The sequence below is a fragment of the Ferroplasma sp. Type II genome, from assembly GCF_000496155.1.
Map to the genome: position 1 here is coordinate 13749 of NZ_KI542724.1, position 17535 is coordinate 31283.

At 37.2% G+C, this 17535-nt stretch carries 21 protein-coding genes; 10 read left to right on the forward strand and 11 right to left on the reverse strand.

Features of this window, described 5'->3' with window-relative positions:
- Positions 1-192: 192 nt before the first annotated feature.
- On the reverse strand, positions 193-849 hold the full coding sequence (locus AMDU4_RS07315) for a metalloregulator ArsR/SmtB family transcription factor (protein WP_021787345.1): 657 nt from the start codon (positions 847-849) through the stop codon (positions 193-195).
- A 103-nt stretch (positions 850-952) separates the two neighbouring features.
- On the opposite strand from AMDU4_RS07315, the gene sufC reads away from it, so the two are divergent.
- From sufC to AMDU4_RS07340, 5 genes are all read left to right on the forward strand, one after another.
- A complete protein-coding gene (sufC, locus tag AMDU4_RS07320; RefSeq protein WP_021787346.1) occupies positions 953-1696 on the forward strand; it encodes a Fe-S cluster assembly ATPase SufC in 744 nt (247 codons plus the stop codon).
- Between the two features lie 5 nt (positions 1697-1701).
- A complete protein-coding gene (locus AMDU4_RS07325; RefSeq protein ID WP_021787347.1) occupies positions 1702-4209 on the forward strand; it encodes a SufD family Fe-S cluster assembly protein in 2508 nt (835 codons plus the stop codon).
- Between the two features lie 33 nt (positions 4210-4242).
- The gene (locus tag AMDU4_RS07330; RefSeq protein WP_021787348.1) at positions 4243-5457 is read left to right on the forward strand and encodes a SufD family Fe-S cluster assembly protein; all 1215 of its coding nucleotides are present in this window, start codon (positions 4243-4245) and stop codon (positions 5455-5457) included.
- 62 nt (positions 5458-5519) lie between these two features.
- A complete protein-coding gene (locus AMDU4_RS07335; RefSeq protein WP_021787349.1) occupies positions 5520-6983 on the forward strand; it encodes an APC family permease in 1464 nt (487 codons plus the stop codon).
- Between the two features lie 2 nt (positions 6984-6985).
- A complete protein-coding gene (locus tag AMDU4_RS07340; RefSeq protein WP_021787350.1) occupies positions 6986-7342 on the forward strand; it encodes a CBS domain-containing protein in 357 nt (118 codons plus the stop codon).
- Here the strand turns inward: AMDU4_RS07340 and AMDU4_RS07345 are convergent.
- The 6 genes from AMDU4_RS07345 to AMDU4_RS07370 form a co-directional block, all read right to left on the reverse strand.
- Positions 7339-8160: a hypothetical protein gene (locus tag AMDU4_RS07345; RefSeq protein ID WP_290704540.1), complete on the reverse strand. Its 822-nt coding sequence runs from the start codon at positions 8158-8160 to the stop codon at positions 7339-7341. The genes AMDU4_RS07340 and AMDU4_RS07345 overlap by 4 nt on opposite strands.
- Before the next feature lie 216 nt (positions 8161-8376).
- Positions 8377-8679, reverse strand: a complete 303-nt coding sequence (locus tag AMDU4_RS07350) for a hypothetical protein (RefSeq protein WP_021787352.1) — start codon at positions 8677-8679, stop codon at positions 8377-8379.
- On the reverse strand, positions 8679-8906 hold the full coding sequence (locus AMDU4_RS07355; protein WP_290704543.1) for a hypothetical protein: 228 nt from the start codon (positions 8904-8906) through the stop codon (positions 8679-8681). The genes AMDU4_RS07350 and AMDU4_RS07355 overlap by 1 nt, the downstream gene beginning before the upstream one ends.
- A 5-nt stretch (positions 8907-8911) precedes the next feature.
- A complete protein-coding gene (locus tag AMDU4_RS07360) occupies positions 8912-9739 on the reverse strand; it encodes a M48 family metalloprotease (RefSeq protein WP_021787354.1) in 828 nt (275 codons plus the stop codon).
- 22 nt (positions 9740-9761) lie between these two features.
- Positions 9762-10292, reverse strand: coding sequence for a hypothetical protein (locus AMDU4_RS07365; protein ID WP_021787355.1), 531 nt, complete (start codon positions 10290-10292; stop codon positions 9762-9764).
- Positions 10293-10345: 53 nt separating this feature from the next.
- The gene (locus tag AMDU4_RS07370; RefSeq protein WP_290704546.1) at positions 10346-10642 is read right to left on the reverse strand and encodes a hypothetical protein; all 297 of its coding nucleotides are present in this window, start codon (positions 10640-10642) and stop codon (positions 10346-10348) included.
- A gap of 227 nt (positions 10643-10869) precedes the next feature.
- Between AMDU4_RS07370 and AMDU4_RS07375 the strand changes: the two genes are divergently transcribed.
- On the forward strand, positions 10870-11022 hold the full coding sequence (locus tag AMDU4_RS07375; RefSeq protein ID WP_021787356.1) for a hypothetical protein: 153 nt from the start codon (positions 10870-10872) through the stop codon (positions 11020-11022).
- A gap of 87 nt (positions 11023-11109) precedes the next feature.
- Positions 11110-11346 carry a hypothetical protein gene (locus tag AMDU4_RS07380; protein ID WP_290704549.1) on the forward strand — a complete coding sequence of 79 codons (237 nt, stop codon included), beginning with the start codon at positions 11110-11112 and terminating at the stop codon, positions 11344-11346.
- A gap of 74 nt (positions 11347-11420) precedes the next feature.
- On the opposite strand, the gene AMDU4_RS07385 is transcribed toward AMDU4_RS07380, so the two are convergent.
- Positions 11421-11744, reverse strand: coding sequence for a helix-turn-helix domain-containing protein (locus AMDU4_RS07385; RefSeq protein WP_021787358.1), 324 nt, complete (start codon positions 11742-11744; stop codon positions 11421-11423).
- Positions 11745-11810: 66 nt separating this feature from the next.
- On the opposite strand from AMDU4_RS07385, the gene AMDU4_RS07390 reads away from it, so the two are divergent.
- Positions 11811-12773 (forward strand): S1C family serine protease, encoded by a 963-nt coding sequence (locus tag AMDU4_RS07390; protein WP_021787359.1) that lies wholly within the window; start codon positions 11811-11813, stop codon positions 12771-12773.
- A 4-nt stretch (positions 12774-12777) separates the two neighbouring features.
- On the opposite strand, the gene AMDU4_RS07395 is transcribed toward AMDU4_RS07390, so the two are convergent.
- Together AMDU4_RS07395 and AMDU4_RS07400 are read right to left on the reverse strand one after the other, a co-directional pair.
- Complete coding sequence (locus AMDU4_RS07395) at positions 12778-14202, reverse strand: glycine--tRNA ligase (protein ID WP_021787360.1); 1425 nt, start codon at positions 14200-14202, stop codon at positions 12778-12780.
- A 1-nt stretch (position 14203) separates the two neighbouring features.
- On the reverse strand, positions 14204-15049 hold the full coding sequence (locus AMDU4_RS07400) for a CBS domain-containing protein (protein ID WP_021787361.1): 846 nt from the start codon (positions 15047-15049) through the stop codon (positions 14204-14206).
- Between the two features lie 143 nt (positions 15050-15192).
- On the opposite strand from AMDU4_RS07400, the gene AMDU4_RS07405 reads away from it, so the two are divergent.
- Complete coding sequence (locus tag AMDU4_RS07405; RefSeq protein WP_021787362.1) at positions 15193-16161, forward strand: mevalonate-3-kinase; 969 nt, start codon at positions 15193-15195, stop codon at positions 16159-16161.
- On the opposite strand, the gene AMDU4_RS07410 is transcribed toward AMDU4_RS07405, so the two are convergent.
- Positions 16148-16981, reverse strand: coding sequence for a S26 family signal peptidase (locus AMDU4_RS07410; protein ID WP_290704552.1), 834 nt, complete (start codon positions 16979-16981; stop codon positions 16148-16150). The genes AMDU4_RS07405 and AMDU4_RS07410 overlap by 14 nt on opposite strands.
- Positions 16982-17077: 96 nt before the next feature.
- On the opposite strand from AMDU4_RS07410, the gene AMDU4_RS07415 reads away from it, so the two are divergent.
- On the forward strand, positions 17078-17535 hold a 458-nt coding region (locus AMDU4_RS07415), incomplete at its 3' end, for a hypothetical protein (protein WP_021787364.1).

Genomic DNA, 17535 nt, shown 5'->3' on the forward strand with positions numbered 1-17535 from the left:
ATTTCTCCATGATTAATAAATGGCACATAAGATTTTTTATACGCAATTCATTTCCGTCTGATTTATAGTTTAGTCCATAAATTTGCAAATGCTATATCTTACCGTAAGACCAATTACATTTTCAATGAACAATTTTCAGAATTGCAAAGTGGGCAAAATATAATTTAGAAACTTATAAGATTTTTATACACATCATGAAAGTGTGATTTCAACCACACATTTATTATCTCCATCAGGGAAATTCTCAATGAGTTTAAACCTGTCATTCAATGTATCGGCAAGCATAGATTTTTCAAGTGAGCCACATACCATATCCTTATTTGTCTTTGCCAGTTCATAAAATATACAGTTGTGCCTTATTATTTTAACAGTATCATCATCAACTTCCATCTTAGCGTAATATCCGAGTCTGTTCAGGATATTTACATATTCACTTATTTTTTCCAGTTTTTCTTCCCTGTTTAAGGAGAGAAGAGACATGTTATCAGATGACACTTCTTTAACCATGTCCTCCGCTATCTTCATTAAAATACCATTTAACTTGACGGTTCCAAACTCCCTTTCTATTTCTTTCAAAAGCATGGATGAAAAGTTGATATATTGTTTTGGGAATATTTGCATACCCTTTTCAGTCAACTTGTAAAATTTTTTCGGTCTTCCAGTTTTTGCCCTGACAAAATATGATGAAACAAGATTGTGGCTTTCAAGAAAACTAATATGTTCTTTTACAGCATTTTTGTTCACTCCCATAATCCCTGACAGCTGGTCAAGTGTTTTATCGTCATAGAGCAGGGAACTGAGTATAGTGCTTTTGCTATTACCCAGATAATCATTAACTATTTCTTCCATACAACCACAATTATATATTATAATGTAATATTTATACTTATATGTATTTTAGTTACATTATACATAATAAAATGTTTAAATACCTATTTGTAATGAATCTGTAATGACAAACACAGTACTTGAAATCAAAAACCTTAAGGCTGAGGTAGAGGGTAAGGAAATACTCAAGGGCATAGATCTTATTATTAATTCTGGGGAAATACATGCATTGATGGGTCCCAACGGAGCCGGGAAAAGTACCCTTGGTGAGGTACTTATAGGTCATCCTAATTATAAAGTCACGGGAGGAAAAATCATGGTTAATGGAAAAGACATTACAAATGCTCCACCGGAAGACCGTGCAAAGGCAGGATTATTTCTTGCATTCCAGAATCCAATAACCGTGAGTGGTGTGAAAATATCATCATTTCTCAGGATGGCGTACAAAAACCTGTATCCTGAGGAGAATATGTCTTTAAAGGACTTTTTCAACATGGTAAAAGCAGTAATGAAGGATGTTGATATAGATGAGTCATTTATATCCAGGTCAATAAACGATGGATTTTCTGGTGGTGAAAGAAAACGCTTTGAAGTGTTACAAATGGTTATACTTAAACCAAAAATAGTTATTTTAGATGAGATCGATTCAGGGCTTGATGTTGATGCTCTGAAACTAGTATCAGCAGAAATAAAAAAAATGTATAATCAGAATGTTGGCTTTTTGATAATTACACATTACCAGAGAATTTTAAAGGATATTATCCCGGAATTCGTCCATGTCCTGAAGGACGGAAAGATAGTGATGAATGGAGACAGAACAGTATCTGACAGAATAGAGAATGAAGGGTACGACTGGATAAAGGAGTGATAAAAATGGAAGACTACAACAAAGATGAGGAAATAGAAAAACTTACTGAAAGTTTAAAGCATAATAAGAAATCCGATTTCGAATTTCACGACACAATAAATCCTGTATACTCTACGGGGACGGGACTTAACAGGAAAACTGTGGAAGAGATTTCGGATATAAAACATGAACCGGACTGGATGAGAAGAAGCAGGCTCAAGGCACTGGAAATATTTTTGTCTAAACCAATGCCTACATGGGGGCCAGATCTTTCTGGAATTGACTTCGATAATCTTACATACTATTCAAAGCCCGGGGAAACGAAGGCAAAGAACTGGGATGATGTACCTGATAAAATAAAGGAGACATTCAATAAACTGGGAATACCTCAGATGGAGCAGAAATATCTTGCTGGCTCCGTTGCACAGTATGACAGTGAAGGGGTATATGGAAGCCTGAGAAAGGAATGGGAAGATAAGGGAGTAATATTTACGGACCTTGATACAGCTGTACAGGAACATCCAGACCTTGTAAAGGATTACTACTGTAAGGCAATACCACCTAGCGATAATAAGTTCGCTGCATTGAATGGTGCTGTATGGTCAGGAGGTTCTTTCCTCTATGTACCTAAGAATGTCACTATAGACCTGCCATTGCAGACATATTTCCGAATGAACGGAGAGCAGAGTGGACAGTTCGAACACACAATAGTGGTGGCAGATGAGGGTGCAAAAGTGCATTATATTGAGGGTTGCCTTCCAGATGATGAACTTATAAGCCAGGGTGATAAATTTGTAACAATAAATGAATTATTTACCGATGATAAGATTGTTTCAAATACAGGGAACAAAAGGAGTATAACCCGTAAATATGTTCATCCATATAATGGATTTATGTATAAAATAATACCATTATCACCAGGAAATGCTTTCAGAGCAACATCCGAGCATCCTGTTTTAAGCATAAAAAAAGATGATGTATTCTCAAGAATAAGAAACGGTCACTATGAAATATCAACAAAAAAATTAACGAATGCGGTACCGGAATACAGAAGAACTGATGAATTAAGCGAGGGTGATTTTATTGTCTATGTATCCCCATTAGAAGTTCAGGATGATAATTCAGTAGATGAATCAATGCTGAAAATTCTTGGCCTTTATACAGCCGAAGGATCAATATCATTTAATAAATCATTAAATTTATCCCAGATGTCATTCTCATTCGGTTATTCAGAAAAAGAGAGAGAACTTGCATATGAGTTATATAACATAATACGTGAAAAAGACGAGCAGGTAAATATATTTAAGGCAAATAACAAATATTACACAGTTTCGACTTATTCAAAGTCATTAATAGACTTCTGTCTCAACAATGCAGGAAAATACGCAGATAAAAAAACATTCTCTGAAAAAATAATGAAATTACCACCTGAAAAACAGAAATTATTGATAGATTATTATCTAAAAGGCAATGGCAATGTATATATCAAGAAAGGCAAATCAAAGATGGTAAGAGGAAGCACAGCAAGCAAAATCCTTGCATTGCAGTTACAGGAAATCCTGTCAAGAAATAATATATTTGCCAGCATAATGGTAAGGCCATCTTCTAAAGACGTGATAAATGGCAGGTCAATAAAAAGAAAGGATCAGTATATCATAGAGTATACAGAAAATGCCAGATTCCGCAGGGTAAGGCATAAGGATAATTATTACTATGTTCCCATAAGAAAAATAGAACATGAAGAATATAACGATTTAGTCTACAATCTGGAAGTGGAAACAGATGATTCATATCTGGTGAAAGGATTCGCTGTGCATAACTGCACCGCGCCTAAATACAATACAAGCTCACTGCATACTGCCATAGTGGAGATATATGCCAGAAAGAATTCGGATGTAAAGTACACCAGTGTTCAGAACTGGTCTGATAGTGTTTATAACCTTCCAGTAAAAAGGGCGTGGGTTGATGAAAACGCACATATGGACTGGGTAACAGGTGAACTTGGATCAAAGGTGACTATGATATATCCTTCATCATATCTCAGGGGAAGAGGCGCATCTACCTCCAACCTTCAGATTACCCTTGCAACAAAGGACACATTCAAGGATGCTGGTGGAAAGGCGCTGCATCTTGCTCCTGATACCACATCCAGAATTGTGTCTAAATCCATAAGCCTTGATAACGGAGTCACGGCATACAGGGGACTTGTGAGAATGAACGAGGGAGCCAAACGTGCAAAGAGCCATGTTCAGTGCGATGCATTGCTTATAAACAATGATTCCAAGAACTACACGTATCCATACGATGAAATCTATGAGCCCACAGCTCAGTTCAGCCATGAAGCAACTGTGGGAAAAATAGGTACAGATGAACTGACATACCTGAGATCCAGGGGACTGAGCGAGGATGAGGCTTCTTCTATGATAGTTCTCGGATTCATGGATGATATTATGAAGGAGATACCTATGGAGTTTGCCGTTGAAATGAACAGGCTTGTAAAGCTGGAAATGTCCAAAATGGGAGCTGTGGGATAAGCTCATTTTTATTCATTTTTTAAGGTGATTATTATGATTGAAAATTATTTGGAAACATTAAATGACAGATTCAGAGACTTTGACATAGAGTACAGAAAACAGGCTTATATCAATTATCTTAAATATCCTGACCCTTCATACAAGGAAAGCCCCGATAAGAAAACCTATGTGAATATAACAGAAAAAGATCTGGAAAGAATGGCATATGGTGAACTCTCAGTTGCCATTAAGAGAGAAGAAAAAATAGATAGCGGATATGATCTAGTTGTAACTGATTCTGATTTTATCATAGGCAGTGAAAAAAAAGATGTATATATTTCCAATATGAAAAATGCCTTTTTTGAGAAAAAAGAACTGTTCGATAAGTACGTAGATCGTCAGTTTGGAAAATACAACAGAGAATACCTCATAAACTTTTCATATGAAAACGGTTATTTTATCCATGTTCCGGATAATACGAATACTGAGTTAAAAATAGAGTCAATACAGGATTCTAACGCATCATTTACCGTTAAGAATGTCATTATAGTAGGCAAAAACTCATCTGTGGAAATAACCGATCTTTATATGAAACATAACAGTGGAAATGGCGTTCACGGCAGGAATATATACATTTTCTGCCAGGAAGGTTCTCATGTAAAATACAACTATATCCAGGATGAGGGACAGGATACTGTGAATCTTACCTATGTAAGGCCGGTGCTTTACAATAATGCCGAAATTAGGATAATAGATGTCAATACCGGTGCAAAAAAGGTGTTCTACAACCATGAAAGCGAAATGTATGACAATACTACAATGAGATCCTATGGTGTCAATATTTCAAGAGGAGATCAGGAGATGGATATATGGGATTCAAGTCTGCAGTATGGAAAATACTCCAACTGTGATATAAACATAAAGGGTGTTGTGTTAGACAGGAGTTCAACAATGCACAGGGGAAATATAGATATTGAACCGGAAGGTGTAAAATCATCCGGATTTTATGGATCTGCCATACTGCTTATGTCTGAAAACGGAAAGGGCAATTCTAAACCTGCACTGCTTATAAAAAATAATGATACAAAGTCAAAGCATTCATCGTCAATTTCCAGCCTTGATCCAGAACAGATATTCTATTTAAGATCCAGGGGATTAAGCGAAGATGAGGCCAAGAACCTTATTATCAATGGTTTTATTGGATATATAGAGGATATAACAGACAACGAATTCCTGAAATCCAAAATAACCACCGTGCTAAAATTATAATTTTTAAAATATATAAAACCACAAAGGATAAACTTTTATAACTTTGAAATACTAACGAATAAATGACAGAAACACCAACTTCCAGTGGTGAACTCACAAGGCACTTGACTTTTAAAGACGTGTTCTTCCTCTCCTTTGGCGGCATGTCTCCCCTTCTCAGCATACTCACATATGCGGCATTTGCAATAACCTTAGCAGGATATGATGCACCAATTGTAATGATAATAGGAATGTTTCTTGTTCTAGTAAACGGGCTTTCCGTTACCCAGCTTTCAAAACGTTTTTCTTCTTCTGGTGGATATTATACATACGCCTTTCTGGCACTCTCTGCCAGGATTGGATTTGATACAGGATGGATGTATATATTTTATTCCATACTTTACGCGTTGGCATATCTTACCGGTGCTATATTCATTATTGTAACTGTACTGGGAATTTCCGAGTATTATGCCTTCCTTCTTATAATGGTACCATCAATAACATTTCTTGTTATAGGAATAAAGCTTTCAGCAAAATACGCATTATATGCTGTAGCCATTGAAATATCCCTTATGGTGCTTATAGTCATACTGTCCTTTGTAATGACAAGGGGAGCGGCATACATACCTAATCCTGCCGTTTACCATATATCTGGTGGAGATTTTGCACTTGGAATACTATTTGCAATGGGTATTCCTACAGGCTATGGATCAATTGCGCCAGTATCAGGTGAGATATCAAATCCCAAGAAAGTTGTAGGTAAAAGTGTTATATCAGTAATACTCATAGGAGGAACACTTGCAACATTAATGATATATGCATTTGCCAACCTTATTCTCCAGAACCACATACTGATCCCTACCAGTGACAAGCTCCCGGTTATAGGAATTATCCTGAATGATTTTGGAAAATATGGCATATATCTCTATTATGCTGTTGCCATTGCAACCATTAATGATGCAATCCTTGCCCTTCTTTCGTTTGGATCTGCTGCATCACGAACATTTTTCAGGATGGGATTTGACAGATCATTTCCCCCGATTTTTGCCAAAAAGGTTAAAGACAACCCCATTGTTGCCACAGGTGCGGTCAGCGCCATAATGGTAGTGCTGCCATTGTTAATTATGCACTATATTTCTGTTGAAACTGCATTTATCTTCCTGGGAACCATTGCAGCTCTTGGGGGATTGTTTATACACGTCAGTGCCAATTTCTCACTTATACGTATAGGTCTCAGGAGGGGAAGGCGGATTATCTCAAGGACAAAAAAGGGTATTTATAGCTATATTGTTGATTTCAAGGAAGTAATACTGGCACTTGTGGGCGCCATAATAAGTTCAATTGTCCTTGTATATTCTGCTTATTCAACAGTGTCATGGTATACATCACTGTTTCTCATATGGATTGTGGTTGGATTTATACTGTCCGAGGTCAAGGCAATTGCCATGAAAACATCTGATGATATGATGGATATAAGCAAAGAGGGAAGAATACTCGCTGAAAATCTCATGAACATAAAGGTAATGGATGCCAGAATACCGGGTTAGACATGATTGTGGGAATTAATGATCCATTGAAGGTTGTGCTGGAAAAATTGCTCTCCAAAAATGTGCCATATGCCATTGTTATTGATGACAACATGAAGCCCATAGGGACATTATATGTCATAGACGTACTATTGCTTCCAAAGGATGCCATAGAGCGGGGCAAGGTGAATCAGATGCACCTTGAAAAGGTTGTCAGCGTAAACATTAACGATGATGTTACCGATGCTGTTAGGGTACTGAAGGAAAATAATGTAAATATACTTTCCATATTGGATGGAGCAGGGAAATGCACAGGAACACTGACCGAGCGTGAAGTACTTCTGAAGCTTGGCAGCAATGAGAAAGCAAGTGTTGATTAATCTGTACTGTCAAGATTTTTTATCCGTCTTTCTGCATTTCTTGTCTGTCTTTTCTTGAAACGGTTATATTGGAACTGCGTCATTGTTCCAGGTGGTTCATAGTTACTCTCCTTCTGGATGAGTGAAATAAGTGCCATTCTGTTTCCATTTATTTTAAGTATTTTGCGGTCGATACTGCTGTTCTGGTTGGCAATAATTCTGGATAATATATAGGGCAATAGGAGAATAAGAACAAACAGGGAAGACTGTGCTCCTATAACATAAAATGCATAACTGGCACTTACATTCATTGCAACTATATATGATATGATAAAACCATCTACCAGAGCTGTGAAAAGTCCGGTTGAGATAGATAATAATTTTTTCCCGGTGTTATTCATTTTTCTGTAATATAATTCAAGAAGCACCATCTCCATTTCCTCATCATTGATTCTGTCAACTGTGTGTCTGTAAATTATTATTTTCCACGGATCTCCATCGGTGACAATTCCCATCCTTAACAAGGGGCCATTTTTGATATAGACCTCGGGAGAGGCATTGCCGAGAAGGGATGAGAGCCTTGATGTCAGATCAGGACTATACTCACCAACATCAGGCTGGCTCTTCCCCCGGTTAAATTTTATATACATCGGGAGCGACAGTATCACCAGATCTAATGGTACTAGAAGCACAACCATCTCTATTGTATGAATAATTATCATAGTAAATAAGGACTCAAATAGTATGTAGAACATGGCCAGCACAATTATTAAATATTTTGCAGCCCTTTTACCCCTAATTTTTGCCTTCCTCAGTATACTATATACAATTGCAGTCATGACTCCTGAAAATAAGGGAGGTAGGACAAATATGCCGATGATATTTATGTACAACAAGCTGACAGACATGACAAAAAAGGTAAAGGTACCTGTAAATAGCATAACTGCCATCAGAATTGTTATATATCTGGCATTACTGATGAATTTTACCATATAAAAGCAACTTAGGAATTTCCAATATAAATACCTTTCGTTGCCATAAGCTTTGGGACAATATTATTCGTGGGTACCTCTGAGGATTTTTTCATCAACCGAAGTCAGTTTCACCTCCCTGACGTGCAGTGTCAGGGAATACTGTTCCAGGAAATTGAGTACATTTGCAACATCTTCGTTCCTTAGTATCATAACTCCTCTCAGAAGCTTTCTATGAGGTATGTTCTCCATGAAACCATGCCCGTGGTACTTATATTTACCATTCCATGAGGTTGAATCCTGTCCATAGAACTTCTGCATGAACTTGTTCACGGTGTTATGATCAGTTCTCTCTGTAAACTGGAATAGTATCATTGTCCCATTCATTATGTAGAATAATACACAAAAGAAAGAACAAAAAGGATAATCAGATTATATATACCTGAATAAGTATCAAAAATATGGGAAAATCCCATAATAAAATCTATTTTATAGGCAATGAAGAATCCCAGAAAAACAGCCTTGAGATTTAATGTCATGGCTATCAATGATGTTAATGATATCAGGAATGACTGTTCCGTAAGGTAAATTATAAACCTTTCACTTATATCCATTAGCTTCATTTAACACCTTTGATTTTTTTAATACGCCTATCTAGATCTTTCATTGCATATTTCTTTTGCTTCTCAGTATAATAGGCGGAGTTTGTATATAATTTAAGCTTCTCTAGGAACTTTAAGTAGTTTTCACTGTCTTTCATATATCCAAGTGCAAATCTATCGGCAGATATCTGCTCCATTGAGATCAATATCACTAAATATACAATTATTGCAATTGCTAAACCAGGGAAGAATAATGCAAAAGCATAGAAGAAAATAATTGAGTTTGTGTTGAGATAAAGTGTATATGAAAGTATGAGTAACAGCAAGGAAAAAATAAAAATTTTGACGCTTGTATTTTTTTTTCTTTCATGGTGGGCTTTATAGTGGCCAAGTTCATGAAGTAAAAGTATATCCATTTCATTACTGGATAATTTATCTATAAAATCCTCTTCTATGTAAATATCTGGTTTATCATTATTTTCTATAAGAAAGGCAAAAGGCATATCATCTGTGTGTTTGAATGTGTATATACTTATATCTTTACCAATTAGAGATTTATATTTATTCGAATATTTTTGGCATAATTCAAAGTTAATTTCTGGAAAAATTTTACTATACAGGTTTTTATTATTGGCGCCATATGTTTTGTCGCTTGGTGTACCAAAAGTTTTCGTAAAACCATACAGGAAAATTCCGATAAAGATAGATGATATTGCTATGGAAATTAAACCAAATACCTGTGTGAACCTTTGGGGTATTATACTTCCTGAAATAAAATATAACGACACGTCGACAATGATTAATGGTAATAGGTAGTAAATTATTGTTGCAATTTTAGATTTCATAGAATCACATAAAAAAATAAAATTAATAACCTACAATTGCACCAGCTAATGCACCTATAGCTGCCAATGAAATTGGTCCTAGTGAGATGCCAGCAATGGTTGTCAGTATTATATCAGATATTGAACCTATGGTTATCGCTCCTGAGGCCGCTATGGCATCTGCAATTAGAGGGACAACAACGGCCAACACAGATAGATCAAACGCTGCCAATGCACCATCTATATCTGATGTCAATGCAGCAACGGAAGGTTTTGCACCAGAGTGTGTCATTTCATACCATACTATATCTCCCATATGCCCACTTGTTGCAGTTGTTGCCTCTAGGCTATTTCCAAATTGGTACGGCATTGCATTTTCCTCCAAAGCTAATACTCCATTATATATTGGTACTCCCATCATACCAAGCAACATTGCTATTGCAAATATTGATATTATTGCCTTAAGCCAGTTATTTCTGTGTTTATCGCTGTAATTTATTCCCGTACTATTGTTACGGTACTTCTCCATGGCAATCAACTCCTTATATGTAGGATTTAAAATATTTGAATCCATAATAGTAATAATATATTGTATATAAATCTTACTTTCCGCATGAATTTAGATCCTTACCCTCGAATTTCGCAACTGCCTGGAATGGCATTCCAGCCATGCTGATATGAGTCCACTGGAACACCAGCCAGACTCAGTAGATCTTTCTGCCTCTGTATCAGTTCCGGCAGGAATTTCTTCACGATCTTTCCTCCTGCCTCGATCCAGTTCAACCGCACCAGGGAGAAGTCTGCCAGTACCCTGTCCGTTGTCGGTGATTTACATGACTTGAATTCCGGGTATATCTGTATGGATTTCCTGTTCTCTTTCATCATGTTATTCCTGACCACACACTCTATGAGGCTCTCCATCATTAGGGCAAGGAAGTACACAAACAGAAAACCCTCTATCCTTCCAACGTTCTTCAGCAGGACAGGTGCAACACCGTATACAGCCTATCTTTTCCCCTAATTAACACTACATGGCATTCATTCGAAGATTTCCAAAAGGAAAAAGTATCTATGATTACCGTGTGACAAACCACAGAGTAAAGGGAACTAAAAATGTGAAACTGGATCCTGTGTATCTTGGGAAGTAGATCATGGTTGACGGAAAGACGGTGATCCAAGAATCTAAGAAGAGAATGAAGGTAGGGAGGATCGTAGAATCTGCACCATACATAATGTACCGTTATGCAGAGAATTTTGGAATAATTGACGATTTCATACCTGTTATTAAGGGACTCCAGACATGATGGAAGTGGCAAGAAGGATAGTTGAACTCTCCGCAATGGACATGTTCGGTTCAACAGGGTCCATAGAACTGCATACTGGTATGAGAGATGGTATCTTTGAAGGAGAACCGTGATCTGGTAAATTTCATCGGTTCCGAAAGTCCACATATTGCCTCGGTACTGCAGAGACCCATATCAAAATGTATTGTGAAGGAATTCGGTTCCTCAGGTATTGTCTATGATCTCAGCGCCATAAGGTACTATAGAAAGGATAACGATCTTGCCAGATTCGGGCATTACTATCAAAGCAATGGAGAAAAACAGGGAGATAAACTTCGTTGGTAAAATTTTCAATTGAACTGTAGTGTTAAGGTGGGGCAAAGATAGGCAAAATATTTCGTTAAATATTATATTGCCATTTATAGATCTTCAATCATTGAAGCGAGATCCAGTGAAATTCCATAGAATTTTCTTCCCTTCTCTGTCAGGGAATATTTAACCCGTACCGGTTTTGAAGGTATTATTACCCTGGCCAGAAACCCATATTTCTCAAACATTCCCAGTGTCGACGAAAGTGTTGTGGAATTAATTCCCTTCACCTCCCTTTTAATCTGGTTAAATCCTGCCTCTCCATTTCTACCGATGGATAGAATAACTGGTACAGCCCAGAGACGCATAATATCTGAATATTTACTGAGAAAGTCCTTTCCTGAACCTATCTCCTTTAATTCTAAGTAGGTCAATTCAAACTCACCTAATTGATTTTATAATACTTTCTAATATTTAAACATGCATTATATTCTCTTATCATGAACCAGATAGAAGAATTGAACAACAATATGGTTGAAATAGCGGAGAATGCGAGCAGGGCTGTTGTAAGCATAAATAGTACCATATACAGTGGGAATTTTGGATATGGCATGACCCCAGTAAAAGGATCCGGTTCAGGTTTCCTTATAAGCCAGGATGGTTACATTCTTACCAACAACCATGTTATAGAGGGATCTGAAACCGTAGATGTACTTCTCAACGATGGAAGGAAATATCAGGGGCAAATTGCGGGTACTGATCCACAAACCGATGTCGCACTTGTAAAAATACATGGTAATGACTTTCCTGTAATGGAACTGGGTGATTCCGACAACATAAGGATTGGATCAATAGTCCTGGCTATAGGCAATGCCCTCGGCCTTCCGGGAGGGCACACAGTGTCTATGGGTGTCATAAGCGCAAAAAACAGGCCTATGCCCTGGGCAGATTTTATTTTTGAGGGGCTTTTGCAGACAGATGCGGCAATAAACCCTGGAAACAGTGGTGGACCTCTTGTTGATATGACTGGAAAGGTTATTGGAATAAACACTGCAATAATAGCGCAGGCAAACGGAATTGGTTTTTCTATACCCATAAGCACGGTGAAAAAAGAACTTGATGATATGATCAGGACCGGCAAAGTCAACAGAAACTATATAGGAATTTCAGGAATAGAAATAAATGAATCAGTATCTGAGAGGTATGGACTTATCTCTGAAAATGGTGTGATGGTAGCCAGGATAGATCCCTATTCTCCTGCCTACGAAGCTGGAATAAGGCCCGGGGATGTAATAACTGCATTCGGTGGAAAAAACATAAGGTCTATGAGGGATCTTATCAGGGCAGTTTCAGAAATGAAGGGAAACACAGATGTCCTATTCAAAAGGGGCGGATCAAAATACAGAACTACCATAGAATATAAGAATAAAAGAGAAAAACGCATAACAATACTGGACAAATAACACCTTAATTTTTATAAATATATGATTTTATGAATTTACTGTCCAGAATTTCTTTTATTTCCAGTCTTTTCTGTTCTGTGGTATCCCTTGATCTAACAGTTACTGTATCATCTTCAAGTGTTTGATAATCCACAGTTATGCAATACGGAGTCCCGATCTCATCGTGTCTTGCATACCGTTTTCCTATTGTTCCAGCCTCATCATACACTATGTACTTATCAAATTTCTTCAATTCAGTATAGATATATTCTGCCCTGGCCTTAAGATTCTCCTTTTTCATCAGTGGGAACACTGCAATATGGTAAGGCGCAATTTCATAGGGAATTTTGAGAACATTCTTTCCATCCCGTTTCACAAGAGACTGTGACAGTAAGGTCAATAATATTCTGTCTATTCCATATGAAGGCTCTATCACGTATGGAATTTCTTCTCTGGAATCTATTTTCACTTTCATTGTTTCTCCAGAACTGGACTGATGGTTGTTAAGGTCAAAATTTGTTCTGTTAGCAATTCCCACGATTTCGAACCATTCATCGTCTATTAAGCCCTCAGCATCCCACGAATCAGCAGCATAATGTGCCCGCTCATCAGGATCATGCTGCCTGAATCTCAGTTTGCTGCTGTCAATTCCTATGCTTTCCAGTATAACCTGTGTCTTTAGCACGAAATATGCAAAAGCTTGGCTGCTGATCAGTCCATCCTGGAAAGCTTCATTTACTGTAATATATAATTCTTCCCCTGTATTTGGTTTGATCCTGATTTTTTTGTAATCATAAAGACTTTTAAATTCCATATTTCCCGGGTCAAGAAAAACCTCTATCTCGCACTGGTTGAATTCTCTCAGCCTAATAAGGCTCTGCCTGGGGGATATTTCATTCCGGAAGCCTTTTCCCTGCTGCCCAACAATCATGGGAAGCTTTCCCCTGTTGTAATTGTAAAGGAGCTTGAAATTCACAAAGATACCCTGCGCAGTTTCGGGCCGTAGGTAATAATCACCTGATACTCTGTACATAAGGTTGAAATCGTATATATTATCAACAATATTACCACATATGGGACATTTCAATAGAGTTATTGAGGCAACTTCTCGGGCTTCCTCCAAATTGGATGGAATGGTACTTACATGATTAAAGGACAATAGTGTTTCAAGCTTGAATTTGGTCTTGCATTTATCGCATTCGGCTGCAAGATCAGAAAATCTGGCAATATGACCAGATGCCCTGAAAACCGGTTCAGGTGTGACATTAGGTGTATCTATCAATATTGCTCCATCCTCAAGATAGGATTCCTTCCATATTTTAACTATATTGTCCTTTAGAAGTACCCCCAGTGGCCCATAATCATAGAAGCCGGCAAATCCACCATAAATTGAAAATGATGGCCAGAAAAAACCTCTTCGTTTTGCCAGTTCAACTATGTCTTCGTACATTTTAATCCTTGAGGATTTTCATTATTTCGATATCATATAGCATGCCGTATATATCCCCATGGCCAGTAAGTACAGGGAGCTGGTTGTAATTTTTCTGTGCCATTAGCTTCACTGCATCCTCTAAATCAGATTCCATATAAATAACCTGTGGATTGCCTACCTTGAGCTTTTTTACAGGGATATCCGGTACAGTAATATTTGATTTTGCAATGAAATATGTGAACACATTCTTTATTCCGTCCCAGGACCATGGATCTTCGTCATCTGCTATTCCAGATTCTGTGGATTCAAGAGTCTGATACATTTTTACCTTGTCGAATATATCTCTATCGGTTACGAGACCGGTAAATTTTCCTGCTCTGTTAACAACCGGAAAAGAATATATCTGAGAAAGGTTCATCATTAACAGAACAACAGACAGTGGAGTATCTTCCCAGCACGGCACAGAAATGTATTCCATTACTTCCTTTACCTTGACTTTAGCGTATTTTTCCCTTATTATGTTCAAAAAATTCTGTGGTGTGAGTATGCCAGTTAGCTCATTATTGTCGTTTACAACCGCAATATGACGTTTTTTCTGTTCATAAAGCTGCCCAGCTGCCACATTTATAGGATCATTTTCATTCACAGTTGGGGCTTTTCTCATCACCAGTGCAGTCTGCGTCTCGTCAGGATTGTAGAATATATCCCTCCTGGTTATTATCCCCTGGTATCTGTTCTGGTTATCTTTTATGGGTATACCAGTTATATTATTCTTTATAAGTATCTTTATTATCTCGGAAATTGAACTGGGAACTGTATAGCAAAGAGGGTCTCTTGTCATTATGTCTGCAACTTTATAATCCATGCAGGTTAATGTATTTCTTGTAAATAATTGTTTAGGTATGTTTTTTTCTTAAAAGTGGAACAGGTTACTATCCAGCACTGTTTACAATCATTTTTAAACTCCAGCCAAACAAAATGATTTTATGTTATACTCAATTTCAGAATATGGAAAAATATTATGTTGAGGTCAAAGCCTATCCCACTATTGGAATATTGCTTTTAGGCGGGGTTTCGGACGATGTAAAAAGAATTCCCAGGCATACAACCGCAGGAATAGCGTATACCGGGCTTGATGATGAAATTTATGTTAAAACTGATCTATACCTGTCAAATACCAAATCAGGTATTATTAACGGCAAGGAAATTTCACCTGATTCACCAAGGTCTCCATTTGTTGTAATAGATAAGTACAAACACGATATTCTTAAGCGTCATCCTGAATATTCTGAGGTTTCTTTTATATCAGAAAATAAAAACGTAATCAGTGGAAGTTCAGATGCAGGAGCTGCGGCAATAGGCGAGTGCATAGAATCCATATTTGAATACAACATAAATATATTTAATTTTGAAAATGACCTTCAGAAAATATCAGAAAGTGCCGGAAGGAGCCTATTTGGCGGTTTTACAATTAACCACGCAAATGGAAAGGAATCATTGACGGATGAAATACTGGGGCCTGATGAATTTCAGGATTTTGTAATTGTGGGGTGCAAATTTTCGGAGCAAAGAAAACCGTCGGATATTATACATCAGAATATAATTAATCATGAAAAATACGCAGATCGTGTGAAAGATTCCGAGTTGAGGTCGAAAGAACTTGAAAAGATGGCGGCCAGTGGTGACGTAAAGGGCATATTCGAGGCAGGGGAAAAAGATACTAATGAGTACCATACAATGTTACGGGAAGTGGGCGTAAATATAATTACAGATGAAATGCAGAGATTCATTGAAAAGATTGATGAATTGAAGAAAGTATTCTGGAATGCCTACATAGTGACCGGTGGGACAAATGTCTTCGTCACCGTTAAAAAAGAAGATAAAGAAAAGGTAAAAAATGCCGCAATGGAATTCAAATGCGAGCCTGTATACCTCAAGGTTGCCGGAAAGCCCGATGTTATCTCTAAGAATTTCTGAGAGTTCCTTTCAATTTATTATATGTCTTTTTGTAGGGAAATAGAATTAAACCAATTATTGCTATTATTGAAAGGGACAGATCCAGATAGGAATATTTTGGGACATTTGTATAATCCTGCCTTGGCCATTTCCCTTCCAATCTCAGGATATTTAGCTTTATAAGCCCGAACCATGGAATATATCCATATGCTTTTCCAACTATTTCATTTATGGAAACGGGTTTGATCCCCCAGATACTCTGGTCTGATGCGTAATATGCGTTGTATGTCCTGTTATAGTATGGAGAATCCTTTGACAATGTGGCAAGGTTATGGTCACCTACTGTTATAAACCCTGAATCACCTTTGTAACCTGAGACATTGACTATCAGGTTTCTATGTGCATATCCTATTCCCTCCATGATTATATTGTCATTATAAATGTGGATATACGATTGATTATGATATCCCTCTATTTCTGGATTAGACCCATTCCAGCTTAAATAAAACATAGCTCTGTGTATTGTTATGACACCAAGGGCACTATTATGGTAGAGTATTACATTTCCGTACTCTCCGTAGGATGAAGAATTATCACTCCTTCCCTGGACATAGGTTATAACATTATCAATATTGTTGACCTTTTTTACCATTACTATGGTACCCTCATCTATAATTCCATACTGCCAGTTGTCAGAATGTTCCATGCTATATGATTCCACTACTGATGCCGGGGGAAAAATACCTGAATAAATAGTTATGCCAACCAGGATAAGTATAACAGCGGCAATGAAAATTAAATAGTCCTTCCTGTATTTTTGACCATTGCCGGAAATTCCCATGTGTGACGCATCAGAAACTTGTATATAAAAATATTTTGCCATTCTATGTCTTTTTCGATACCAAAACTGTTATCTATTTTTACCTATTATAAATATATGATCAGGAAGATGTACTATTTTTTATCAGTGTTTATAGCATCGGCAGTGCTTGCCCTCCTTGTTTCCTTGCACACAAAGGAGTTTTTTCTTATATTCCTGACCTACACTGCACTATTCTTTATAGTGGGAGTTTCAATCACAGTGTTTCCCTTTGTGTATTATAATCACTTTTCAGAACTGAGAATTCTAAGCAAAATTCCTAAATATCTCCCTGACCAGATTGTTAATATCAGTGATGCAACAGCGAGGTTCAATGTTTCTGTAAAAGATCAGAAGTTTGATGTTATTTCGGGTTTGATACATGAGAAATATATAGATGCAAAGGCTGTATTTGTTGGGAATTATATAGAATTTTACCAGTATTCTCACCCATATGTACTTTCATACATTCCCTTTCTAAAGATCGATTTAAGGGAGATACAGGAGATAAGCCAGGGGAGGAACAGGTATCTATA